The organism is Pseudomonas sp. S2_B07 (genome assembly GCF_054668435.1).
The window spans coordinates 5,793,416-5,815,363 of the sequence record NZ_CP162769.1 but is presented as its reverse complement, the minus strand read 5'-3'; the positions used below and the strand labels follow the sequence as shown (position 1 = coordinate 5,815,363).

Sequence of the window (21,948 nt, the reverse complement as noted above, 5' to 3'; positions counted from 1 at the left end):
TTATCACAGGATTTTTTCGACACAGGCTGTAGGACTGCAGCCTGACTGACGCAGATCAACGTTAAGCGCCTACAGGATCGGTGTCGTCTGACCCGACCCCATGGATAAACGCTTACTGACCAGAGATGGGCATGGCCGGAATCGGCTCGCTAGGTGGCGGCAGGTCCGACTGTGGTGGTGGCGTGACCGCTTCTGCGGTCGGTGCCGGTTCACCGTTTTGTGCTGGGGTAATCGGTGCTGTCTCGGCCGGCGGAGCAACCGGTTCAGAGGCCGCAGGAACCGGTGCAGGCTCAGCAGCCGGTGCGGGTGCGGGTGCGGGTGCTGGCGTCGGTTCCACAGGCGTTGGCGCCAACGCTGCAGGCGCCGCTTTGGCCTCAGGCACGCCCAGGTCAGTCTTTGGCTTCTCGACGATGTGTGCGGCTTTCTTCGCTTCCGGAGGCAGGAACAATTCGACCAGGGTGAAAAAACGCTCGTAGAACTTGGCTGACGAAACGGTTTCGCTGGCGACCTTGACCATCGAGTCGTCGGACGAGCCGATCGGCATCGACACCGAGCCCAACACACCGACACCCAGGCTGGCGGAGTTGTTGGTTTTCTTCAGCGCATAGCGGTCCTGCAAGGCGTTGGCGAACATGGTCGCGTGGTGCCCTTCGCTGCCGTCATCGGCGCAGACCACACTGAAGCTGATCTCCATGTGCGTGTCGCCGGTCTGCTGGAAACTCTTGTGCCCGCTGATCAGCTTGGGATCGCTGCTGGTGATGATGTAACCCTGGCTGAGCAAGGCACGACGTGCGGCTTCGCAGGTCTGCGCATCGCTTACGGGGTAGTTGCGCGAAAAGGTGCCGGAGTCAGCGAAGTTCTCATGCTCATAAATCGCGGCTTTCTTGGAGGAGCAGCCGGCAGCAGCAGCGAGCACCAGTGCCAACCCGACGAGACGCATGGGAATTGATTTAAACATTGAACATCCTGAGGAAAACGGTCCGGGGCGTATTGTGCAACAGATCGATGCTTAGCGGAGCATCGATTAGTGTCTTAAAACAGATACAAGTGTAAAGACTCCCAATGACGGGAAAAGGTCGCTCCACACCCGCTTCCGGCGACGGGTAACCGTTTAAGTTTCCCTTCAGGCATAAAAAACCCCGGCCTTTCGGCCGGGGTCTTTGTGTAGCGAGACGCTTAATCAGTCATCAATAACGCTTGATGTCCGCTTCGCTTTCCAGCTGCTTGCGGTAAGCCGCGAAGTCTTGCTGGCCAATGCGCGAGGCGAGGAAGCGGCGATATTGAGCCTTCTCTTCTTCGGTCGGCGCGGCCGCTTCGTTCACGTTGTTCAGACGCACGATCACCAGGCTACCATCGGCCAGGGTCACGTTGCTGAAGGTCGGCTTGTCCTTCGCGGCAGGCTTGGGCATCCGGAACAGCGCCTGCAACACAGTTGGGTCAACCCCTTCCTGAGCGCGGGTAGCCGCTTCGGTCACTTTCCAGCTCTGGCCGTCGATCGCCTTGTCCAGCGGGGTCTTGCCGTCGCGCAGGCTGGCAATCAGCTGTTCAGCCTTGGTCTTGGCGGCAGAGCTGGCGTGCTCCTTGGCCAATTGCGTGCGGATGGCCGTGTTAACGGCTTCCAGCGGCAGCTGTGCGGGTTTCAGGTGTTCCTTGGCGCGCAACACGATCACGGTTTCCGGATCGAGTTCGATGGCGGTGCTGTTGGCACCCTCATCCAGCACTTCAGGACTGAACGCAGCGGTTACTACTGCACGGTTGGCCGCAATGCCCTCACCGCCTTCACGACCAAATGGCTTGGAGGTGTGGATGGTCAGTTTCAGGTCTTGCGCCGGCTGGGCCAGATCGGACGCTTCGAACGAGGCGTCTTCCAGTTGCTTGGTCGCCTCGACGAAACGCTGCTCGACTTGCTGGGTTTTCAGTTCGCGGGTCAGCTTGTCTTTCAGGCTGGCAAACGTCGGCACTTCAGGTGCTTCCACACCCAACAGCTTGATCAGGTGGAAACCGAAGTCGGTACGAACCGGCTCGGAAACTTGATCCTTGGCCAGCGAATACAGGGCTTTTTCAAAAGCCGGGTCGTAGACGCCCGGACCTGCGTAACCGAGGTCACCGCCATTGTTGGCCGAACCCGGGTCCTGGGAGAACTCTTTGGCCAGGGCCTCGAATTTCTCGCCTTTAGCCAGGCGTGCCTGCACGTCTTCGATCTTGGCCTTGGCTTGCGCCTCGGTCACTTTGTCGTTCACTTCGATCAGAATGTGCGCAGCCCGACGCTGTTCGGACAGGTTCGCGGTTTCTTTCTGATACGCCGCTTGCAGGTCTTCGTCCTTCACGGCGACCTGATCAAAGAAGGAAGCCTTCTTCAATTCCAGGTAGTCGATGACCACCTGATCCGGCGTCATGAACTCCTTGGCGTGTTCGTCGTAGTAGGCTTTGACTTCTTCGTCGGTCAGCTTCACAGCCGCCGGGTCAGCCTTGACGTTCAGGGAAGCGAAATCGCGGGTCTGTTTTTCCAGACGGGCGAAGGCCAGTACCTGAGCGTCAGTGACAAAACCGCTACCGGCCAGGCCAGCGCGCAGCTGACCGATCAGCATTTCCTGAGCCAGCATCTGGCGGAACTGCATACGGCTGTAGCCGAGCTGACGGATCACCTGGTCGAAACGCTCCGGGCTGAACTTGCCGTCGACCTGGAATTCAGGCGTCTGCAGGATCACTTGGTCCAGGGCAGCTTCGGAGAAAGCGAACTTCGAGTTCTGTGCGCCTTGCAGCAGCAATTTGCGATCGATCAAGCCTTTGAGGGCCGATTCGCGCAGCATTTTTTCATCGAGCAAGGAAGCATCGAAATCCTTGCCCAGCTGTTGCATGAGCTGACGGCGTTGCATATCAACCGCCTGGCTCAGCTCGTTCTGGCTGATTTCTTCGCCATTGACCTTGGCCGCATCATTGCTGTGCGTCGTGGCCTTGAAAATGGCATCGAAACCGGTCAAAGCCATCAGTGCAACGATGACCCCGATAATGGTCTTGGCAATCCAGCCTTGTGAATTGTCCCTGATATTCTGCAGCATGCGTCCCCCAGAAACGGTTGAACTTCAAAATTAGGCAACCGTGGAGCGTGGGTAGAATCCGGATAGAAGAAAGGCGCATCCGGGGATGCGCCTTCTCGTAACTGGCGGAGCGGACCGAGGGTTCGAACATGCGACCCTCGGCGTCTCGGACCGGCAACTTGCCGACTGGACTACCGCTCCGCTGCCAGGTCAGGCATGACCCCGACCCGGATAGGCAAAAATCTGAATCGAACTTAGTTGACAGCTTCTTTCAGTGCTTTACCGGCTTTGAAACCTGGTTTTTTGGCTGCTGCGATTTCCAGAGTCTTACCGGTCTGTGGGTTACGACCGATGCGAGCTGGACGATCAGTGACGGAGAAAGTACCGAAACCAACCAGAACAACGGAGTCGCCAGCCTTGAGAGCGCCAGTGACGGATTCGATTACTGCATCCAGGGCTTTACCAGCGCTGGCTTTGGAGATGTCCGCAGATACGGCGATAGCATCAATCAGTTCCGACTTGTTCACTCTAAGTCCCCTTATATCTATTTGAGTATGATTCTAAGTTTTTTGGTGAAAACAAAAACGAGTGCTGAATGGCCTACAGACACTTAAGAGCCGCTTTATAACAAGGGCTCTAAAAAGCTGTCAAGGAAGCCACCCGGCCAAATGCGTACTAATGCGTGCTAATTCTTTCCTTAGAGTCAGACTCGCGTTTTTCATCCTTTGCAACGATCTCTGGAGCCACATCAGGCAGCGGCTCCGGCGCGTATTGCAGCGCAATTTGCAGGACCTCGTCAATCCATTTAACCGGTTTAATCTGCAGATCTTGCTTGATATTGTCAGGAATTTCCTTCAAATCGCGTACGTTCTCTTCAGGAATGATCACTGTCTTGATCCCGCCACGGTGAGCAGCGAGCAGTTTTTCCTTCAGGCCGCCAATTGCGAGCACCTGGCCGCGCAAGGTGATTTCACCCGTCATCGCAACATCTGCGCGCACCGGAATCCCGGTCAGTGCCGACACCAGGGCCGTGCACATGCCCACACCGGCGCTAGGGCCGTCCTTAGGGGTCGCCCCTTCCGGCATGTGGATATGCGTGTCGCGCTTCTCGTGGAAGTCCAAGGGAATCCCCAGGCTCTTCGCACGACTGCGGACCACGGTCAGTGCTGCGGTGATCGATTCGACCATCACATCACCCAGGGAACCGGTCTTGATCAACTGGCCCTTGCCCGGAACGACCGCGGCTTCGATGGTCAGCAGTTCGCCGCCCACTTGCGTCCACGCCAACCCGGTCACCTGACCAATCTGGTCCTGCGATTCGGCCAGGCCGTAGCGGAATTTACGCACGCCCAGGAAGTGTTCGAGCATCTCGGCAGTCACTTTCACCGAGAAGCGTTTTTCCATCGCATGTTCTTTGACCGCCTTGCGGCAGACCTTGGCAATCTGGCGCTCCAGCCCACGCACACCGGCTTCGCGGGTGTAGTAGCGGATGATGTCGCGGATCGCTTCGGCGTCGAATTCCAGCTCGCCTTTCTTCAGGCCGTTGGCAGTGATCTGCTTCGGCGAGAGGTATTTCACGGCGATGTTGATTTTCTCGTCTTCGGTGTAGCCCGGCAGGCGAATCACTTCCATCCGGTCCAGCAAGGCTGGCGGAATGTTCATGGAGTTCGAGGTGCACAGGAACATCACATCGGACAGGTCGTAGTCGACTTCCAGGTAGTGATCGTTGAAGTTGTGGTTCTGCTCGGGATCGAGCACTTCCAGCAACGCCGACGCCGGATCGCCACGCATGTCGCTGCCCATTTTGTCGATTTCATCGAGCAGGAACAGCGGGTTGCGAACGCCCACCTTTGTCATCTTTTGAATCAATCTTCCTGGCATCGAACCGATATAAGTACGGCGATGCCCACGGATTTCGGCTTCGTCACGCACGCCACCGAGGGCCATGCGCACGAATTTGCGGTTGGTGGCGTGGGCAATCGACTCCGCCAGCGAGGTTTTACCCACGCCAGGAGGACCTACCAGGCACAACACCGGGCCACGAATTTTCTTCACGCGCTTTTGCACGGCGAGGTATTCGAGGATCCGCTCTTTGACTTCTTCCAGACCGTAGTGGTCTGCATCGAGAATGTCTTCAGCGCGCGCAAGGTCCAGGCGCACTTTGCTCTGAGCCTTCCAAGGCACCTGAACCAGCCAGTCGATGTACGAACGCACCACGGTCGCTTCTGCGGACATTGGCGACATTTGTTTCAGCTTGTTCAGCTCACCCTGGGCCTTGGCCAAGGCATCTTTCGGCAGGCCGGCAGCATCGATGCGCTTTTTCAGCTCTTCGATTTCGTTGTGGCCTTCGTCGCTGTCGCCGAGCTCTTTCTGAATGGCCTTCATCTGCTCATTCAGGTAGTACTCGCGCTGGCTGCGCTCCATTTGTTTCTTGACGCGACCGCGAATGCGTTTTTCGACTTGCAGCAGATCGATCTCGGCATCCAGCAACGCCAGAACGTGCTCGACCCGGGCCGACAAATCGATGATTTCGAGGATTTCCTGCTTCTGTTCGATCTTCAGGGCCATGTGCGCGGCCATGGTGTCGACCAGGCGGCCTGGCTCGTCGATGCTGTTGAGCGACGACAGGACTTCAGCGGGGACTTTCTTGCCCAACTGCACATATTGTTCGAACTGAGCCAGCAGGCTGCGCACAAACACTTCCGACTCGCGCTCTGGCGCGTCGACTTCATCGATCAACGAGACTTCGGCACGGCAGTGGCCGTCCACTTCGCTGAAGCGCTCCACGGCGCCCCGCTGCTCGCCTTCGACCAGAACCTTTACAGTGCCGTCAGGCAGCTTGAGCAGCTGCAGAACGGTCGCAATCGTACCTACGCGATAAAGTGCATCTTCACCGGGATCATCGTCAGCAGGGTTTCTCTGAGCCAGCAGAAGGATCTGCTTGTCGCCCGTCATCGCGGCCTCGAGGGCTTCGATGGATTTCTCGCGCCCCACGAACAGCGGGATAACCATGTGCGGATAAACCACAACATCACGCAATGGCAGGAGAGGCAATTCGATGGTTGTCTTCATGATTTCGCCTCTACGGCGGCCATAAGGCCGGAAACAGATGGAAGTAAGCTTGAAACCAAGATGGGGGCTGCCTTCAAAAAAAACAAGCGCAAAGACAGTGATAAAACGCAGTAAAAGCAAAGGGGCCCGAAGGCCCCTTCTTTGTACCCGCTGCGTGACGCTTAAGCGTCTGGCGCGGCCTTGGCAGCAGGCTCACTGTTTTCGTAGATATACAGTGGCTTGGACTTGCCTTCTATAACGCTTTCGTCGATCACTACTTTGCTCACCTCGGACTGCGAGGGGATTTCATACATAGTGTCGAGCAATACACCTTCGAGAATCGAGCGCAGTCCACGGGCACCGGTCTTGCGTTCCAGGGCACGTTTGGCGACCGATTTCAGTGCGTCGGCCCGGAATTCCAGGTCCACGCCTTCCATCTCGAACAACTTGGCATATTGCTTGGTCAGCGCATTTTTCGGCTCGGTGAGAATCTGCATCAACGCAGCCTCATCAAGCTCGTCCAGCGTGGCAAGTACCGGCAGACGACCGACGAATTCCGGGATCAGACCGAACTTGACCAGATCGTCAGGCTCGACTTCACGCAGGGACTCACCGACTTTCTTGCCTTCTTCCTTGCTGCGCACTTCCGCGTTGAAACCGATGCCGCCCTTGGTGGAACGGTTTTGAATAACCTTTTCCAGACCGGAGAACGCACCACCGCAGATGAACAGGATGTTACGGGTGTCGACCTGAAGGAACTCCTGCTGCGGATGCTTGCGACCACCTTGAGGTGGAACGGAAGCAACCGTGCCTTCGATCAACTTGAGCAGGGCTTGCTGCACGCCTTCACCGGAAACGTCCCGGGTGATCGACGGGTTGTCAGACTTGCGCGAAATCTTGTCGATTTCGTCGATGTAGACAATGCCCATCTGGGCTTTTTCTACGTCGTAATCGCACTTCTGCAGCAGCTTCTGAATGATGTTCTCGACATCTTCACCCACGTAACCCGCCTCGGTGAGGGTGGTTGCGTCGGCAATGGTGAACGGAACGTTCAGCAAACGAGCCAGTGTTTCGGCAAGCAGGGTTTTACCCGAGCCTGTCGGGCCGATCAGCAAGATGTTGCTCTTGCCGAGTTCGACGTCGTCATTCTTTTTGTCACGCTGATTCAGGCGTTTGTAGTGGTTGTACACCGCTACGGCCAGAACCTTTTTCGCACGCTCCTGACCAATCACGTACTGATCAAGGATGCCGCTGATTTCTTTAGGCGAAGGCAATTTATGCGCGCTGCTTTCGGCCTGGGCTTCCTGCACCTCCTCTCGGATGATGTCATTGCACAGGTCGACGCACTCGTCGCAGATAAAGACCGAGGGGCCGGCAATCAACTTGCGTACTTCATGCTGGCTTTTGCCACAGAAGGAGCAATAGAGCAGCTTGCCGTTGTCCTCGCCGTTGCGGGTGTCAGTCATTCGTTCGATCCAAATCCGATAGGCTTGCAACACAAGATGAAGGCTATTGCGGGCTTTTTCAAGCCCGCAGGTGGTCGGACCTGCCGACCAACCTTATTTTGAGCTGCTTATTTTAAGCGGGGCGCTGGCTGATCACTTCATCGATCAACCCGTAATCACGCGCAGCTTCTGCACTCATGAAATTATCGCGGTTGGTGTCGCGCTCGATTTCTTCAAGAGTGCGCCCGCTATGCTTGGCCATCAGCGTGTTGAGACGCTCGCGAATGAAGAGGATTTCCTTGGCATGGATTTCAATATCCGAAGCCTGGCCCTGGAAACCGCCCAGTGGCTGGTGAATCATCACACGCGAGTTCGGCAGGCAGTAACGCTTGCCCTGCGCACCGGCCGTCAACAGGAACGCGCCCATGCTGCACGCTTGACCGATACAGGTGGTCGACACGTTTGGCTTGATGAACTGCATGGTGTCGTAGATCGACATGCCCGCAGTCACCGAACCGCCCGGCGAGTTGATGTAGAGATGGATGTCCTTGTCCGGGTTTTCCGCTTCAAGGAACAGCAATTGCGCACAGATCAGGTTGGCCATGTAGTCCTCTACCGGACCAACCAGAAAGATCACTCGTTCCTTGAGAAGGCGCGAGTAGATGTCATAGGCGCGCTCGCCACGAGCAGACTGCTCGACAACCATCGGGACCAGGCCGCCTGCGGCCTGGATATCAGAGTTCTGCTGAATATACGAATTACGGAACATGCTCTGCAGTCACTCCCAAATAGTTATGTCTTGAATACGCATAAGCCAGCACGAAGGCTGGCTTATGGTGTGTGCTTCTTACCGCAAAAACGATCAGTCGGCTTGTGGAGCTTCTACCGGCTTGACTGCTTCTTCGTAAGAGACCGATTTGTCGGTCACGCTAGCTTTCTGCAGAACAGTATCCACAACTTGTTCTTCCAGCACAACCGAACGAACTTCGTTCAGTTGCTGGTCGTTCTTGTAGTACCAGGACACAACCTGCTCAGGCTCTTGGTAGGCCGAGGCCATTTCCTGAATCATTTCGCGAACGCGGGTTTCGTCAGGCTTGAGGTCGAATTGCTTGACCACTTCAGCCACGATCAGACCCAGTACAACGCGGCGCTTGGCTTGTTCTTCGAACAGCTCGGCCGGCAGTTGGTCAGGCTTGATATTGCCGCCGAACTGCTGAACAGCCTGCACGCGCAGACGGTCAACTTCGTTGGACAGCAGAGCCTTAGGCACTTCGATCGGGTTGGTGGTCAGCAGACCATCCATTACCTGATTCTTGACCTTGGATTTGATCGCCTGACGCAGTTCGCGCTCCATGTTCTTGCGAACTTCGGTGCGGAAGCCATCCAGGCCAGTTTCCTTGATGCCGAATTGAGCGAAGAATTCTTCGTTCAGCTCTGGCAGTTTTGGCTCGGAAACAGTGTTCACGGTGACGGTGAACTCGGCAGTTTTACCAGCCAGATCCAGGTTCTGGTAGTCAGCTGGGAAAGTCAGGTTCAGAACACGCTCTTCGCCAGCTTTAGCGCCAACCAGACCGTCTTCGAAGCCAGGGATCATGCGGCCGGAACCCAGCACCAGCTGAGTGCCTTTGGCGGAACCGCCAGCGAACACTTCACCGTCAACCTTGCCGACGAAATCGATGTTCAGCTGGTCTTCGTTCTGGGCAGCGCGATCGGCCACTTCGAAACGGGTGTTCTGCTTGCGCAGGATGTCCAGCATTTTGTCCAGATCGGCATCAGCCACGTCAGCGCTCAGGCGCTCTACGGTGATACCTTCGAAACCGGCAACGGTGAACTCAGGGAACACTTCGAAAATAGCGACGTATTCCAGGTCCTTGCCCGCTTCGATCGACTTAGGCTCGATCGAAGGTGCGCCAGCCGGGTTCAGCTTTTGCTCAACAACAGCTTCGTAGAAAGAAGACTGGATCACATCGCCCACGGCTTCTTGACGCGCATCAGCACCGAAACGGCGCTTGATTTCGCTCATTGGCACTTTGCCTGGACGGAAGCCAGCAATCTTGGCCTTTTGGGCAGTCTGCTGCAGACGCTTGTTGACCTGAGTCTCGATGCGCTCAGCCGGCACGGTGATGCTCATGCGGCGCTCAAGAGCAGAAGTATTTTCAACAGAAACTTGCATGGATATTCCTCGTTGCACAGACGTTAGCCGGCCGTTTCCGACCCCAGAATCAAGGGCATGCATTCTAGTGGGTCAAACTCAAGAAGTCACCCTACTGAAAACGGGTAAAAACGCAGCAGGCAGTTAATAGGCGGGGACAAACGGTTGTGCCTCGCCCTGTTTGCAAATACAGCCAGTCACGCCAGGGCTCTGCACCAATCCTTCTATATATAAAAGGAATCGGCAATCCATCCCTGACAGTCGATCCCACAAGGAGACCGACGGGCGAATCGGCATCATCGAGCAACACAAATACGATAACCCCTTCCACCCTTCTCAACCCCGGAACCCGCGGCCGCAAAAATTTTGACTTGCGAAACAAAAACGGCGCAGCCCTTTTCAGGTGCCACGCCGCAATCTGCTAGTAGCTCAGCTGTTTGCCTGGGTAGACGGAGAGATCAAAAATCTCCCACGTTGCGGACCAAAGCACTATTAAGCTACAGAAACACCACAAAAATCAACAGCATAAGCCGGTCGCAAAAAACCACGCGCCCCCAAAAGCCCCGCAGTGTACACGTTATGACTTTACGAAACGCACGTTTGTACGCTGTGCATTTTTGAACCACACCCACTTCTTATTGAGACGAGACCCACCCGACAACGTTCAAGGCATGGAAAGAGCGAAAAAACCCGTCTGTTTCTGCTCATTACTTCTGTCATCAAGTAAGGGATCGCCAAGTTCAAGTTACAGGTAACAACAAAGGGAAATGGCGGAACCTCAGACCTGCAATATCGCCTGCAAACCGCCGACATCCTGACAAGCAAAAAGCCATCCCACATTGGTGGACTTCCCCCCAAGGCGGCGATACCATGCGCCCCGTCCAAAATTGACTGTAATCGGGCTTCGAAGCGGGCTGGGCATTACCACTAGCCCCCCGCTCGATGCAGCATCCAGACCCTCATATCGGTAGTACAACCCTCTGCTTTTATTGCTGAGCGGTCCTCGATATATGCCTACCGAGCTCATAAACCCTAGCCGGCCTCATCCCACATGATTTTTAGCTCATGGCAGTTCATTCTGATTTTTCTGCCGATTACGTTTTTTGTATATTTTTGGCTAAATCATCGACGCCTGATTACCGCAGGAAAGGTCTGGCTGGTTGCAGCAAGCCTGTTCTTTTATGCGTATTGGGATGTCCAGTACCTCCCCCTCATCCTTGGTTCAATTTTTTTGAATTTCGCGATCGGAACCGGACTCGCCCAAGCGCATGAACAGTCGCTTCGAGAGACTAAAAAGCCCCACCATGGCGTCAACCGAAAAATAGTTCTGACGACCGGCATTGCCGCCAACTTACTGTTGTTGGGCTACTTTAAATACACTGACTTTCTGCTTAGTAATATTAATATTATTGCAGGCACAAACTTCCCGCTTCCTCATATTCTGCTACCCCTGGCCATCAGCTTCTTCACCTTTACTCAAATTGTTTACCTGGTGGACAGCTACAGAGGCGAAACAGCCGAGTATGACCTGCTGAATTATTCGCTGTTTGTGACATTTTTTCCGCACCTGATTGCCGGTCCGATCGTTCATCACCGCCAGATAATGCCGCAGCTCTCCTCACGCTGGACGTTGGCCCGCAGATACCCGAACATCCTTAAAGGCCTGTTTATCTTCTCGATCGGCCTTTTCAAGAAAGTCGTCATTGCAGATAATTTCGCGGTCTGGGCAACAGCTGGATTTGATGGCGGCCAGACACTCGGCTTCTTTACCGCCTGGGCCACAAGCCTTTCCTACACCTTCCAGCTTTACTTTGACTTCAGTGGCTATTGCGACATGGCCATCGGGGCATCCCTGCTGTTCAATGTCTGGCTACCGATAAACTTCAACTCTCCCTATAAAGCCCTGAGCATCCAGGACTTCTGGCGGCGCTGGCACATCACGCTCAGCAATTTTCTCCGCGATTATCTTTATATCCCTTTGGGCGGAAATCGCTCTGGAGAATATCGTACTTATTTCAACCTGTTCGCCACGTTCGTTCTTGGCGGCCTATGGCATGGCGCCACATGGATGTTCGTGATCTGGGGAGCCATGCATGGCGCAGCCCTTGTCATCCATCGCTTCTGGGCGCGCTTGCGCCGCCCGATGACGCCAGCATTGGCCTGGTTCGTCACCTTCATGTTCGTCAACATCACATGGGTCTTTTTCCGCGCCAAAACACTGGATGATGCATGGCGAGTACTCAGCGGAATGGTTGACTTCCGCTCCGCCATTGGCCACACCAGCGCCTCCGTTCCGACATCAGACCTGGCCTGGGGTGGATGGCTGTCAGACCTGGCATTGCAGGTAACACCCGCAAGCCTTGTCGGCCAACTACCTACTTTCGCGGCAATCATTATCGCCTTTGCGATCATTACCCAAAAGAACTCGATGGAAATGGCAACCGGGGCGATCGGACGATGGAAGGTGACCTACAGCGCCGTCCTGTTCTCAGTGGCGATGTGCTTTACGCTGGCGGCTACTAGCTCAGTCTTCCTTTACTTCAACTTTTGATGCCCTCTATGAAACGTAGCGTATTCGCTTTTTTACTCTCGGCTGCCCTGGTACTGCTTGCAGTTCCAGCTATCAACATAATGATTGCACCGAATCGGGAAGCCATTCACCTGCAGGAAAAGGCCTTCCTTTACAACATGGACTTCGCATCCCGCTGGACAGCGTCCGTGCTGTACCCATTCGGGATCAGCACAGATCCGAAACAAGTGATTATCGGAAAGGATGGCTGGCTTTATCTAGGCGATCTTTATCAAGCGACCCTGTCCGATGACAGGCGGCCTGCGACAGAAAGCGATATTCAACTCACCAAGGAAATCGGGGCCGCCACAGAAGCGTGGGACGCTTACCTTGCCAGCAAAGGCGTAAAGGCCTTCCGAATCATGGTCGGGCCGAACAAAGGCACCATTTACCCGGAACACATGCCGAACTGGGCCAAGCCAGCACCCTCCAACCCCACTGACACTCTGTTCGTACAATCGAACGGAGAGCATTTTGTCGATCTCAGGCCAGCGCTACTAAATGCCAAAGAGACGCACGAAGAAGTTCTTTATTACAAAACCGATACTCATTGGAATGCCCTGGGCGCCGGAGTCGCGCTCCGTGCCTTTTCCCAACAGATCGGAAAAAGCGCACCCGAACTAAAATGGCCATCCGAGAAAGCGTATGAGATACTTCGAGTCGACCCGGGGATCGGCGGCGATCTGGCGAAATTTCTTCGACTCCAAGGAAGCTTTTCCGAACGCAATCCAATCTTGAACGCATCAATGCCAGCGGTAGAAACCACTCAAACCGATTTCGACTCCAAACAAGTCCTTGCCAAAGGCGGCAATCCAGTAATTGCGTCGCCGATGACACCGCTACTGGTTACTTCAACAGGGGCACTTAACAATAAAAAGGTACTTTGGCTGAGAGATTCATATGGCAACTCCCTCTCGCCATTGATGGACGCGACGTTTAGCGAAGTACTCCAACTTCACTGGAGCGAGGCAATCAAGCCCGGCGGCCGCCTTGCCGAACTCGTTGAAAAATGGAAGCCGGATTATGTGTTCGTCACTGTTGTCGAACGCGCCGCGAGAACCCCGTGGTTTGCCATTTACCCGCCTCCCGCCTTTATCCCTGACAGCAGTGAATTCAAAGTCGCCAGAACGTCGACGCCAGTAGGCGTGCACGACCTGATACAAGGCCCGTCCAAGAACGATTATCAAATCAGCGGAACCGATGCCTTTGTTGATTTCGCACTCTCAAATACGGCCACACAGGCAAACCCGCAACACCTGAACATCGACCTGACCTGCGCTGACAACACAGCATCAGTTCCGCTACAGCTATTTTGGCTTGAAGCCGGACAAGCCTCATACGATGAAGCACATAGCGCGAGATTCTCAGCCCCGACAGGGCAACATCAGATTGATCTTCGCACGATTCCAAAATGGAATACCGGCGCAACCATCAATCGGGTTCGTATTGATATCGACGCACAAAACGTCTGCTCTCACTTCAAGCTAAACAATCCGAGCTTCGATCTGAAAGCCCCTGGCGCTCGATAGGTAGCACACCAGCACAAGCCCGCCCTTCTCACCGAAGGGCGACACGAGAACTAAGCACTGACGCCTGGATTGGACCAGCGCAACGACCACCGACCCCGCCAAACAACCCCCACCACAACACCTCAGCCCCCTTCTGCGCCTCGCCAAACACTGAACGATACCGACGGGAAGTCGTGACGCAAAATCATGGACAAAAAAAACGCAGCCCTTTTCAGACCTGCGTCGCTTTCAAACCAAAAAAAAGCGCCAGACTGTCAAGTCTGGCGCCTTTCGAATATGGGGTGGACGAAGGGGATCGAACCCTCGACAACGGGAGTCACAATCCCGTGCTCTACCAACTGAGCTACGCCCACCATATTGCGTGACAAAGAAGTAAAACAACTTCCCTGCTGACCCCAACCAAGCCAATCGGCATGAATGAAGCTTTATTTGGTGCGGATGAAGAGACTCGAACTCTTACGCCTCGCGGCGCTGGAACCTAAATCCAGTGTGTCTACCAATTCCACCACATCCGCGGGTTGAAGCTGTTAAAGCAAAGGCGCCAGACTGTTAATCTGGCGCCTTTCGAAATATGGGGTGGACGAAGGGGATCGAACCCTCGACAACGGGAGTCACAATCCCGTGCTCTACCAACTGAGCTACGCCCACCATATTGCGCTACTTGTGCCAAAGCTGCCTAATGGCGCACCCGGCAGGACTCGAACCTGCGACCATCCGCTTAGAAGGCGGATGCTCTATCCAGCTGAGCTACGGGCGCCTTGTAATTTGTACTCTTGGAGGACTACAAACTAAGTGCTTTCCAGCCTTGCGAAACCGCAGTCCCGCTTGACCTTCTTAACCAGTGCTAGGCTGTGCCCGACAAGTGCGACGAATAGTATAGAGCCCCCTGAGGGTCGTCAAATCCTTTTTAAAAAAAATTCATTTAATTAAAGGAGTTAGAGGAATTTGCAGACCAAGCGCCTTTGCCCTCACCTCATGACATGCGAGAATGCGTTCTCTTTTTTTCCCCTCTCGATGGTTAATCACGCGCAATGACTGCACAACTAATCGACGGCAAATCGATCGCCGCCAGCCTGCGCCAGCAGATCGCCAAACGAGTTGCCGAGCGTCGCGAGCAAGGCTTGCGTACACCTGGCCTCGCGGTGATCCTGGTCGGCAGCGATCCCGCCTCTCAGGTTTATGTCTCGCACAAGCGTAAAGACTGTGAAGAGGTCGGCTTTATATCCCAAGCCTATGACCTGCCTTCCGAAACCACTCAAGAAGCGCTGACCGATCTGATCGATCGTTTGAACGACGACCCGGCAATCGACGGCGTTCTGCTTCAGCTTCCTCTGCCTGAACACCTGGACGCCTCCAAATTGCTGGAGCGCATTCGCCCGGACAAAGACGTCGACGGTTTCCACCCTTATAACGTCGGTCGCCTGGCGCAGCGTATTCCGCTGCTGCGCCCCTGCACCCCTAAAGGCATCATGACCCTGCTGGAAAGCACCGGTGCCGATCTTTACGGGATGGATGCAGTGATTGTCGGGGCATCCAACATTGTCGGTCGCCCGATGGCGATGGAATTGTTGCTGGCCGGTTGCACCGTGACCGTCACCCACCGCTTTACAAAGGATCTGGCGGGCCACGTGGGCCGTGCCGATCTGGTGGTGGTGGCCGCGGGCAAACCGGGCCTGGTCAAGGGTGAGTGGATCAAGGAAGGCGCGATCGTGATCGACGTCGGGATCAACCGCCAGGAAGACGGCAAACTGGTCGGCGACGTGATCTACGAAACCGCCCTGCCCCGCGCCGGCTGGATCACTCCGGTACCGGGCGGCGTTGGCCCGATGACCCGTGCCTGCCTGCTGGAAAACACACTGTACGCGGCAGAAACCCTGCACAGCTGAGTTCCAAAGCAGATATAAAACGACCCCGCCCATGGCGGGGTTCTTTTTGCCCGAAGAAAAAGCCCTACCACCCGCCTGAAAATGACATTTTTTTCATGTTTCACAGGACTTTCACCTGTTACTTGAACAACCATCGACAGTTATTCAGCCATACTCCAGAATGTCGCGCTTTTACGAAATAGCCCGTTACAAAACGGCTTATCAACACATAATGAGTCTGCCAGCGTGAAAATCCGTCTTTCCATCCTGAGCCTATTTTTTGCAGTTACAGGGACTTTCATCACGCCAATCGCCAACGCTGGCGATACCACCGCTGCGCCGCGAGATGCACAACATCTCAAACTTGCTTCGGGCAGCTCATTAGTCATGGATATGCAGACGAACAAAATCATCTACGCCAGCAACCCTGACGTGGTGGTGCCGATTGCATCTGTCAGCAAACTGATGACCGGCCTGGTCATCGTTGAAGCCCGACAGAACATGGACGAGTACATCAACATCAACATCAGCGACACCCCGGAAATGAAGGGTGTGTTTTCCCGGGTCAAACTCAACAGCGAAATGCCCCGCAAGGAAATGCTGCTGATTGCCCTGATGTCTTCTGAAAACCGCGCCGCAGCGAGCCTGGCCCACCACTATCCGGGCGGCTATGCAGCCTTCATCGCCGCGATGAACGCCAAGGCCAAGGCGCTGGGCATGGTCAACACCCACTTCGTCGAACCGACCGGCCTGTCCCCGCGTAACGTGTCCACTGCCCGTGACCTGAGCAAACTGCTGGTGGCTGCGCACAAGTACCCGCTGTTGACCGAACTGAGTACCACCAAGGAAAAAACCGTGTCGTTCCGTAAACCCAACTACAGCTTGGGTTTCCGCAATACTGACCATTTGGTACGCAAACCGGACTGGGACATCCAGTTGACGAAAACCGGCTTCACCAACGAAGCGGGCCACTGCCTGGTGCTGGTGACCAGCATGGGTAATCGCCAGGTTGCGCTGGTCATCCTTGACGCTTATGGCAAGTACACCCACTTTGCCGACGCCACCCGTATCCGCAACTGGGTCGAGACCGGCAAGGGCGCAGACGTGCCATCCGTTGCCTTGCAATACAAATCCGACAAAAACCTCAAGCACCGCCAGAGCGGCGTGGTTGAAGCCTCGAAATAAAAGCACTTACAAAAAAGCCCCGGACCGTCGGGGCTTTTTTTTGTCTGGCATTCATCAGTCGTTGGGCAACGGCATCTGATCGTCATCCGGAATGCCATCCCCTTTGCTCGGATCTCTCCAACCATGTGGATGCTCCGTCGGCACCACCACCGGTCTGGCCAGAGGATCGCGCAACGGGCTGTCCGGATCCATCACCGGGTCGATGTCTTCTTGGGGGGTTGTGGGAACGCTGTCAGGACGTTTGTCGTCGAAACTCGAATCGGTAGACATAAACACCTCATCAGGGCTTAGGGTTTCAGGTCAGCGAGGGGATCGTAGGGCTTCGCGGGTGCCTTGGGGTTGTCGCCCGGCTTCACGTCCCTGGGCGCCTTGGCGGGACCGATGGGGTCGACCTGAGGGTCGGCAAGGTCCGGCGAATCGGGATCGAAACCCAACTCATCGCCCGAAGAGTGCTCAGATGAATGCGGGCCGACAGGGGTTGTGGAATGTGCCATGGGCGCCTCCTTGAATGTGGCCCGGAAAAAATCCGGGCACTGTCCATTAGAGAGCCGCCGCAGGCAGCAGTGCCTGCAGAATGACGAACGGACGCTTACTGCGTGCTCAGTGCCTTCTTGGCCCGAGCCGCCGCTTGCTCCTGGCCGGCCTGACCCAGATCATTCGCGGCCTTGAGCCAACGCTGCTGATCGACGTTGGCCGGAATCTGGTTCGGCTTCTGGATCAGCACGGCCCAGCCGCCCGCGTCCTTGAACGACGATTCAAACGAACTGAAGCTCATCATGTTCCGGTGATTCATGCCTGCGCGCAGCAGCACGGTCTGCTTCTTGCGGTTGTACCCGGCGAGAATGGCGTAGCGCGGCTCAGCCCAGAGCGCGGTGCCTTCGGTGAAGCGCACCATCACCGGATAGCCGGCAGCGACCTGAGTCAACAATGCGGGCAACGTGCTGTCGAGTGGATAAACCACCATCCCGTATTCGCGGGCCAGGTTCTGCATATTCTGCTGTAGCTGGTCCTCGGCGCCCGGCACATGCAGGGGTTTTTCCAGCAAGCCTGGAGTAATCACGATGCCCTGCTGTGCCAACAGGCTGGCCAGCACTTGCGGTCCGCTTTGAAAGGCTTGCCCGCGATAGAACGTACCGCTGAGTTCCACCCGCTCCGGCAGACGCTTGATCTCAGGCGCAACGCTCCCGGCGCACCCCGCCAACCCGGCCACACAGCCCACAATCAGCGCCGCCATGCGAATTCGAGAAAATACCCGCTCCATCTTCACTCTCTTGTTCAGACGCCGGGCAACAGGCTCCCGGCTAGGCTGTCGATCATAGGATGCCCCGTGACGGCGGTATAGCCTTAACCGGCAGTTGCATGCATTCGATAGAGCGAACTGGTTAGTGACAGGCGACCTTTGGTCAATTGTCTGACACACAGCACCGACTAGACTGTCAGTTGCATAGCGTGTGTGCCCGATGCAGGGCAAAGAGGAGGCACGATGAGCCTGACAATGACGATCGTGATGTTGATTTCCGGCTGGCTGGCCGTTGCCGCTGCCATGTTGTGGGGAGTCCTGCGCATTACCCGGCGGCACCATCACCACCCGATTCAATCAACGCCTGAGGAAACCAGCGAAAAGTCCGCTGCCCGTCACGCCACCGTGCACTGAGTGGCATTTTCCGTCTTCAAAAAAAAGGCCGCCTGAACACTTTCGTAGTCAGGCGGCCTTTTCATTTACAGCCGATCAAGCATCAGCAGTGATGCGCTTCTGTTTGGCTCGACGCGACATCATGTTCAAGCACTCGATCGTTGCCGAGAACGCCATGGCCGCGTAGACGTAGCCTTTCGGTACGTGGGCGCCGAAGCCTTCGGCGATCAGCGTCATGCCGATCATGATCAGGAAGCCCAGCGCCAGCATCACCACCGTCGGGTTGTTGTTGATGAACCTGGCCAACGGATCAGCCGCCAGCAACATCACCAGTACCGACACCACCACCGCGATGATCATGATCGGCAAATGCTCGGTCATGCCGACCGCAGTGATAATACTGTCGATGGAAAACACCATATCCAGCATCAGGATCTGACCGATTGCAGCGGCAAAGCCCAAGGTCACGGTCGACGTCGCCGACTTCGGATCTTCCGGCGCCGGGTCCATGCTGTGATGGATCTCGGTGGTGGCTTTCCACAACAGGAACAGGCCGCCGGCAATCAGGATCATGTCCTTCCAGGAGAACGCGTGGCCGAGGATGTCGATCACAGGCGCCGTCAACTGGACGATAAACGCAATGGTGCTCAACAGACCCAGGCGCAGGATCAGCGCCATGCCGATACCGATGCGGCGGGCTTTCTGCCGATGCTGCTCGGGCAGCTTATTGGTCAGGATCGAGATGAAGATCAGGTTATCGATGCCGAGCACGATCTCCATGACAATCAACGTGGCCAGGGCCACCCAGGCGGTAGGGCTTGCAGCAAGTTCTAAAAGGTATTCCATGGGTCAGTCCTGACTCGTATTAGACGTTAGATTTCCTGGGACGAAGCTTCGGTTTTTTCTTTGTCTTCGCCCGCTGATTCTTTCTTGCTGATCAGGCCGCCGGTGGCGTCGCTGAGCGCTTGTTCGGCGGCTTTGTGCGTATCGTCGATGGCCTGTTTGGCGCTTTCAGCAGCCTTGCCCATCAGTTGCTGAGCGCTTTTTTCGGCCTGGTCGCAGCCGGCCAGTACCAGTAAAGACGCGAACAGCACAGCCGTAGTGGTGATCTTCATGATGCTTCCCTCGTTAGAACAAACGGCACCGAGTTGATGGCCCGTTGATAGCGATGCATTCTAGGGAGGCAAACACTTCAGGAAAATTCGTATTTTTAGCGGTTATACTTCGGTTTTTACGAACTGTAGACTGTCATGCTCAACTATCGGCAATTGCATTACTTCTGGGTGGTGGCCAAGACCGGCAGCATCGTGCGCGCCTGCGAGCAGCTGAACCTGACACCCCAAACCATCAGCGGGCAGATTTCCCTGCTCGAGCAAACCTACGGCATCGAGTTGTTTCGACGAGTGGGCCGGCAACTTGAACTCACCGAGGCGGGTCGTCAGGCCCTGCCCTACGCCGAGCAGATGTTTCAGCTAGGCGGAGAACTCGAATTGATGTTGCGAGCGCAACCCAACGAGCAGCAGATTCAGTTTCGGGTCGGTGTCGCCGACGTTGTGCCCAAGTCCATCGTTTATCGACTGATCGCGCCGACCATGGAATTGAGCGAGCCGCTGCGCATCACCTGTCGCGAAGATAAACTCGAACGGTTGCTCGCCGACCTGGCGATCCAGCGCCTGGACATGGTGATTTCCGACAGCCCGATGCCTTCGCACCTGGACATCAAGGGCTACAGCCAGAAACTCGGGGAATGCGGGATCAGCTTCTTCGCCACCGCGGAACTGGCTGCGCAGTACGGCCAGGATTTCCCGCGCAGCCTGCACGGCGCACCGCTGTTGATTCCGGGGCCGGAAACCGTGGTGCGCAACCGCTTGCAGCGCTGGTTCGCCGAGCAGCAGATCCAGCCGCGCATTGTCGGCGAGTTCGACGACAGCGCGTTGATGCAGGCGTTTGGTCAGTCCGGGAGCGGGATCTTCATCGGCCCAAGCGTGATCGCCGATGAAGTGAAACGCCAGTATGGCGTGGAGGTGATTGGCCAGACCGACGCCGTGACCGAGTCGTTCTACGCCATTTCAGTGGAACGCAAGGTCAAGCACCCCGGCATTGTCGCCATTACCGAAGGTGCCCGACGCGAGCTGTTCACCGAACTGTAGAACCTCAGGCGCAGATTTCACGTGGTTTGAAGGTCATCAGCGCAATCGCCAGCAGGATCGAGGCGAGAATAAAAGCGGCGGCCGCGAACCCAAGGCCTTGCAGACCGAAGTTGTCGATCACCCGACCCCCGACCATCGCGCCCAGGCCGATGCCGAGGTTGGCCCCGGCAATGTTCAGCGAGGCGGCGAACGCTGGCGCTTCGGGCGCCGCTTTCATCAGGCGCACATGACTGACCAGGAACAGCGCCGCCTGCGTCACGCCCCAGATGCCCATCGCCGCCGCCAGACCGAGGGGCGAATGAATGTTCGGCACCAGCGCCACCAGGCCGGCAATCATGAACGCGCAAAACATCACCGAAGCAATCAGCGGATGACGGTCCACCGCGCGACCGCCCAGCGAGTTACCGATCAACCCGACCGCGCCGAAGCCCATCAGGCACCAACCGACCACCGTGCCGTTGAAACCGGCGAGGCGCTCAAGGATGTCCGCCAGGTAGGTGTACGCGGTAAACATGCCGCTGAAGACCACAATCGACAGCAGCACATGGCCGATCATCAGTGGGCTGCGCAAGATCTTGAATTGCGAACGGAAACTCACCTGATGCTGGTGCAGGTTGGTTTTCGGCAGGTAGATAAACAGCAGCAAGGCCTTGGCAAAGGCGATGACCGCCAGAATGCCAAACGCACTGCGCCAGCCGAACGCATCGGAAATCAGCGTTCCCACCGGAATGCCGAACACCGTGGCGCAGACAATGCCGAAACCAATCTTGGCAATGGCCCGCCCGGCGTAGTCCGGCCCGACAATGTCCACCGCCGTCTCGCTGGCCAAGGCCCAGAACACCGGCAAGCCGAGTGCGGGAATCAACCGGGCGAAGGCCATCACCCAGATATTCGGCGCAAACGCCGCGAGGGTGTTGGCCAGACCGAACATGATCAGCACCGAGATGAACAGCTTGCGGCGTTCAAAGCGGGCGAAGTACGCGGTCAGGAACGGCCCGAAAGCGGCGACGGTGAAGGCGAACAACGTCACCAGCAAACCCGCTTGCGGGATGCTGACTTCAAGGTCGCGGGCGATGGCCGGCAACAGGCCGACGATGACGAATTCCGTGGTCAGCACCGTAAAACCGGCGGCGGACAACAGAAGAATGGGCAACAGCATGCACAACTCCAGAAAACGACGACACCAGCGAATAGCCCGAAGGCCCACTGGCAGACTTGAAAATGAGGATGGCGAATCTTAACAGAGTGTGTCCAAAGCAGGTTGCACGAACCTGCTTATCTGGTGGATTGCGCGGGTGGCAGATCGTCACAGATCTGAAGGATCCATCCTG

At 56.1% G+C, this 21,948-nt stretch carries 19 protein-coding genes and 4 tRNA genes; 6 read left to right on the top strand and 17 right to left on the bottom strand.

What is annotated here, in order from left to right; translation table 11 throughout:
* Window positions 1–112 precede the first annotated feature (112 nt).
* The 7 genes from AB4N43_RS26760 to tig all read right to left on the bottom strand — a co-directional run bounded on the left by AB4N43_RS26760 (window position 113) and on the right by tig (window position 9,707).
* Window positions 113–958, bottom strand: a complete 846-nt coding sequence (locus AB4N43_RS26760; RefSeq protein ID WP_460152258.1) for a DUF2242 domain-containing protein — start codon at window positions 956–958, stop codon at window positions 113–115.
* A gap of 229 nt (window positions 959–1,187) precedes the next feature.
* Window positions 1,188–3,059 carry a SurA N-terminal domain-containing protein gene (locus AB4N43_RS26755; protein ID WP_027926067.1) on the bottom strand — a complete coding sequence of 624 codons (1,872 nt, stop codon included), beginning with the start codon at window positions 3,057–3,059 and terminating at the stop codon, window positions 1,188–1,190.
* Window positions 3,060–3,292: 233 nt separating this feature from the next.
* A complete protein-coding gene (locus tag AB4N43_RS26750; protein WP_027926068.1) occupies window positions 3,293–3,565 on the bottom strand; it encodes an HU family DNA-binding protein in 273 nt (90 codons plus the stop codon).
* A gap of 148 nt (window positions 3,566–3,713) precedes the next feature.
* Window positions 3,714–6,110, bottom strand: a complete 2,397-nt coding sequence (lon, locus tag AB4N43_RS26745; RefSeq protein ID WP_027926069.1) for an endopeptidase La — start codon at window positions 6,108–6,110, stop codon at window positions 3,714–3,716.
* 161 nt (window positions 6,111–6,271) lie between these two features.
* Window positions 6,272–7,555: an ATP-dependent Clp protease ATP-binding subunit ClpX gene (gene clpX, locus AB4N43_RS26740; protein ID WP_007946893.1), complete on the bottom strand. Its 1,284-nt coding sequence runs from the start codon at window positions 7,553–7,555 to the stop codon at window positions 6,272–6,274.
* A gap of 112 nt (window positions 7,556–7,667) precedes the next feature.
* Window positions 7,668–8,303 carry an ATP-dependent Clp endopeptidase proteolytic subunit ClpP gene (gene clpP / locus AB4N43_RS26735; protein ID WP_027926070.1) on the bottom strand — a complete coding sequence of 212 codons (636 nt, stop codon included), beginning with the start codon at window positions 8,301–8,303 and terminating at the stop codon, window positions 7,668–7,670.
* Window positions 8,304–8,396: 93 nt separating this feature from the next.
* Complete coding sequence (tig, locus tag AB4N43_RS26730) at window positions 8,397–9,707, bottom strand: trigger factor (RefSeq protein ID WP_027926071.1); 1,311 nt, start codon at window positions 9,705–9,707, stop codon at window positions 8,397–8,399.
* Window positions 9,708–10,737: 1,030 nt separating this feature from the next.
* Here tig and AB4N43_RS26725 point away from each other — a divergent pair.
* Both AB4N43_RS26725 and AB4N43_RS26720 read left to right on the top strand, forming a co-directional pair.
* The gene (locus AB4N43_RS26725; RefSeq protein ID WP_460152255.1) at window positions 10,738–12,237 is read left to right on the top strand and encodes an MBOAT family O-acyltransferase; all 1,500 of its coding nucleotides are present in this window, start codon (window positions 10,738–10,740) and stop codon (window positions 12,235–12,237) included.
* A gap of 8 nt (window positions 12,238–12,245) precedes the next feature.
* Entirely contained in the window at window positions 12,246–13,784 is a 1,539-nt protein-coding gene (locus AB4N43_RS26720) for an alginate O-acetyltransferase AlgX-related protein (protein WP_460152253.1), read from the top strand.
* A gap of 277 nt (window positions 13,785–14,061) precedes the next feature.
* On the opposite strand, the gene AB4N43_RS26715 is transcribed toward AB4N43_RS26720, so the two are convergent.
* The 4 genes from AB4N43_RS26715 to AB4N43_RS26700 all read right to left on the bottom strand — a co-directional run bounded on the left by AB4N43_RS26715 (window position 14,062) and on the right by AB4N43_RS26700 (window position 14,541).
* Window positions 14,062–14,137, bottom strand: a tRNA-His gene (locus AB4N43_RS26715).
* A gap of 77 nt (window positions 14,138–14,214) precedes the next feature.
* A tRNA-Leu gene (locus tag AB4N43_RS26710) sits at window positions 14,215–14,299 on the bottom strand.
* A gap of 57 nt (window positions 14,300–14,356) precedes the next feature.
* Window positions 14,357–14,432 (bottom strand) — tRNA-His (locus tag AB4N43_RS26705).
* Between the two features lie 32 nt (window positions 14,433–14,464).
* Window positions 14,465–14,541, bottom strand: a tRNA-Arg gene (locus AB4N43_RS26700).
* A gap of 274 nt (window positions 14,542–14,815) precedes the next feature.
* Here AB4N43_RS26700 and folD point away from each other — a divergent pair.
* On the top strand, window positions 14,816–15,670 hold the full coding sequence (gene folD, locus AB4N43_RS26695; protein ID WP_027925381.1) for a bifunctional methylenetetrahydrofolate dehydrogenase/methenyltetrahydrofolate cyclohydrolase FolD: 855 nt from the start codon (window positions 14,816–14,818) through the stop codon (window positions 15,668–15,670).
* 225 nt (window positions 15,671–15,895) lie between these two features.
* On the top strand, window positions 15,896–16,834 hold the full coding sequence (gene pbpG / locus AB4N43_RS26690) for a D-alanyl-D-alanine endopeptidase (RefSeq protein WP_027925382.1): 939 nt from the start codon (window positions 15,896–15,898) through the stop codon (window positions 16,832–16,834).
* 54 nt (window positions 16,835–16,888) lie between these two features.
* On the opposite strand, the gene AB4N43_RS26685 is transcribed toward pbpG, so the two are convergent.
* The 3 genes from AB4N43_RS26685 to AB4N43_RS26675 all read right to left on the bottom strand — a co-directional run bounded on the left by AB4N43_RS26685 (window position 16,889) and on the right by AB4N43_RS26675 (window position 18,095).
* Window positions 16,889–17,104, bottom strand: a complete 216-nt coding sequence (locus AB4N43_RS26685) for a hypothetical protein (protein WP_027925383.1) — start codon at window positions 17,102–17,104, stop codon at window positions 16,889–16,891.
* 17 nt (window positions 17,105–17,121) lie between these two features.
* Window positions 17,122–17,328, bottom strand: a complete 207-nt coding sequence (locus tag AB4N43_RS26680; protein WP_027925384.1) for a DUF6021 family protein — start codon at window positions 17,326–17,328, stop codon at window positions 17,122–17,124.
* A 95-nt stretch (window positions 17,329–17,423) separates the two neighbouring features.
* Complete coding sequence (locus AB4N43_RS26675) at window positions 17,424–18,095, bottom strand: cysteine peptidase family C39 domain-containing protein (RefSeq protein WP_027925385.1); 672 nt, start codon at window positions 18,093–18,095, stop codon at window positions 17,424–17,426.
* Window positions 18,096–18,317: 222 nt separating this feature from the next.
* On the opposite strand from AB4N43_RS26675, the gene AB4N43_RS26670 reads away from it, so the two are divergent.
* Window positions 18,318–18,488, top strand: a complete 171-nt coding sequence (locus tag AB4N43_RS26670; protein WP_172825935.1) for a hypothetical protein — start codon at window positions 18,318–18,320, stop codon at window positions 18,486–18,488.
* A gap of 75 nt (window positions 18,489–18,563) precedes the next feature.
* Here the strand turns inward: AB4N43_RS26670 and AB4N43_RS26665 are convergent, their stop codons facing one another.
* Both AB4N43_RS26665 and AB4N43_RS26660 read right to left on the bottom strand, forming a co-directional pair.
* Entirely contained in the window at window positions 18,564–19,313 is a 750-nt protein-coding gene (locus AB4N43_RS26665) for a TerC family protein (RefSeq protein ID WP_027925386.1), read from the bottom strand.
* Between the two features lie 26 nt (window positions 19,314–19,339).
* On the bottom strand, window positions 19,340–19,582 hold the full coding sequence (locus AB4N43_RS26660) for a hypothetical protein (RefSeq protein ID WP_140667852.1): 243 nt from the start codon (window positions 19,580–19,582) through the stop codon (window positions 19,340–19,342).
* A gap of 135 nt (window positions 19,583–19,717) precedes the next feature.
* On the opposite strand from AB4N43_RS26660, the gene nhaR reads away from it, so the two are divergent.
* On the top strand, window positions 19,718–20,617 hold the full coding sequence (gene nhaR / locus AB4N43_RS26655; RefSeq protein ID WP_027925388.1) for a transcriptional activator NhaR: 900 nt from the start codon (window positions 19,718–19,720) through the stop codon (window positions 20,615–20,617).
* A 4-nt stretch (window positions 20,618–20,621) separates the two neighbouring features.
* Here nhaR and AB4N43_RS26650 read toward each other — a convergent pair whose 3' ends face one another.
* On the bottom strand, window positions 20,622–21,776 hold the full coding sequence (locus AB4N43_RS26650; protein ID WP_027925389.1) for an MFS transporter: 1,155 nt from the start codon (window positions 21,774–21,776) through the stop codon (window positions 20,622–20,624).
* Window positions 21,777–21,948 lie beyond the last annotated feature (172 nt).

Coding starts and splice junctions, on each gene's coding strand:
- folD (WP_027925381.1), top strand. CDS start 14,816: ATGACTGCACAACTAATCGACGGCAAATCGATCGCCGCCAGCCTGCGC.
- AB4N43_RS26675 (WP_027925385.1), bottom strand. CDS start 18,095: ATGGAGCGGGTATTTTCTCGAATTCGCATGGCGGCGCTGATTGTGGGC.
- tig (WP_027926071.1), bottom strand. CDS start 9,707: ATGCAAGTTTCTGTTGAAAATACTTCTGCTCTTGAGCGCCGCATGAGC.
- AB4N43_RS26670 (WP_172825935.1), top strand. CDS start 18,318: ATGAGCCTGACAATGACGATCGTGATGTTGATTTCCGGCTGGCTGGCC.
- AB4N43_RS26680 (WP_027925384.1), bottom strand. CDS start 17,328: ATGGCACATTCCACAACCCCTGTCGGCCCGCATTCATCTGAGCACTCT.
- clpX (WP_007946893.1), bottom strand. CDS start 7,555: ATGACTGACACCCGCAACGGCGAGGACAACGGCAAGCTGCTCTATTGC.
- AB4N43_RS26755 (WP_027926067.1), bottom strand. CDS start 3,059: ATGCTGCAGAATATCAGGGACAATTCACAAGGCTGGATTGCCAAGACC.
- clpP (WP_027926070.1), bottom strand. CDS start 8,303: ATGTTCCGTAATTCGTATATTCAGCAGAACTCTGATATCCAGGCCGCA.
- AB4N43_RS26760 (WP_460152258.1), bottom strand. CDS start 958: ATGTTTAAATCAATTCCCATGCGTCTCGTCGGGTTGGCACTGGTGCTC.
- AB4N43_RS26725 (WP_460152255.1), top strand. CDS start 10,738: ATGATTTTTAGCTCATGGCAGTTCATTCTGATTTTTCTGCCGATTACG.
- nhaR (WP_027925388.1), top strand. CDS start 19,718: ATGCTCAACTATCGGCAATTGCATTACTTCTGGGTGGTGGCCAAGACC.
- lon (WP_027926069.1), bottom strand. CDS start 6,110: ATGAAGACAACCATCGAATTGCCTCTCCTGCCATTGCGTGATGTTGTG.
- AB4N43_RS26685 (WP_027925383.1), bottom strand. CDS start 17,104: ATGTCTACCGATTCGAGTTTCGACGACAAACGTCCTGACAGCGTTCCC.
- AB4N43_RS26660 (WP_140667852.1), bottom strand. CDS start 19,582: ATGAAGATCACCACTACGGCTGTGCTGTTCGCGTCTTTACTGGTACTG.
- AB4N43_RS26650 (WP_027925389.1), bottom strand. CDS start 21,776: ATGCTGTTGCCCATTCTTCTGTTGTCCGCCGCCGGTTTTACGGTGCTG.
- AB4N43_RS26665 (WP_027925386.1), bottom strand. CDS start 19,313: ATGGAATACCTTTTAGAACTTGCTGCAAGCCCTACCGCCTGGGTGGCC.
- AB4N43_RS26720 (WP_460152253.1), top strand. CDS start 12,246: ATGAAACGTAGCGTATTCGCTTTTTTACTCTCGGCTGCCCTGGTACTG.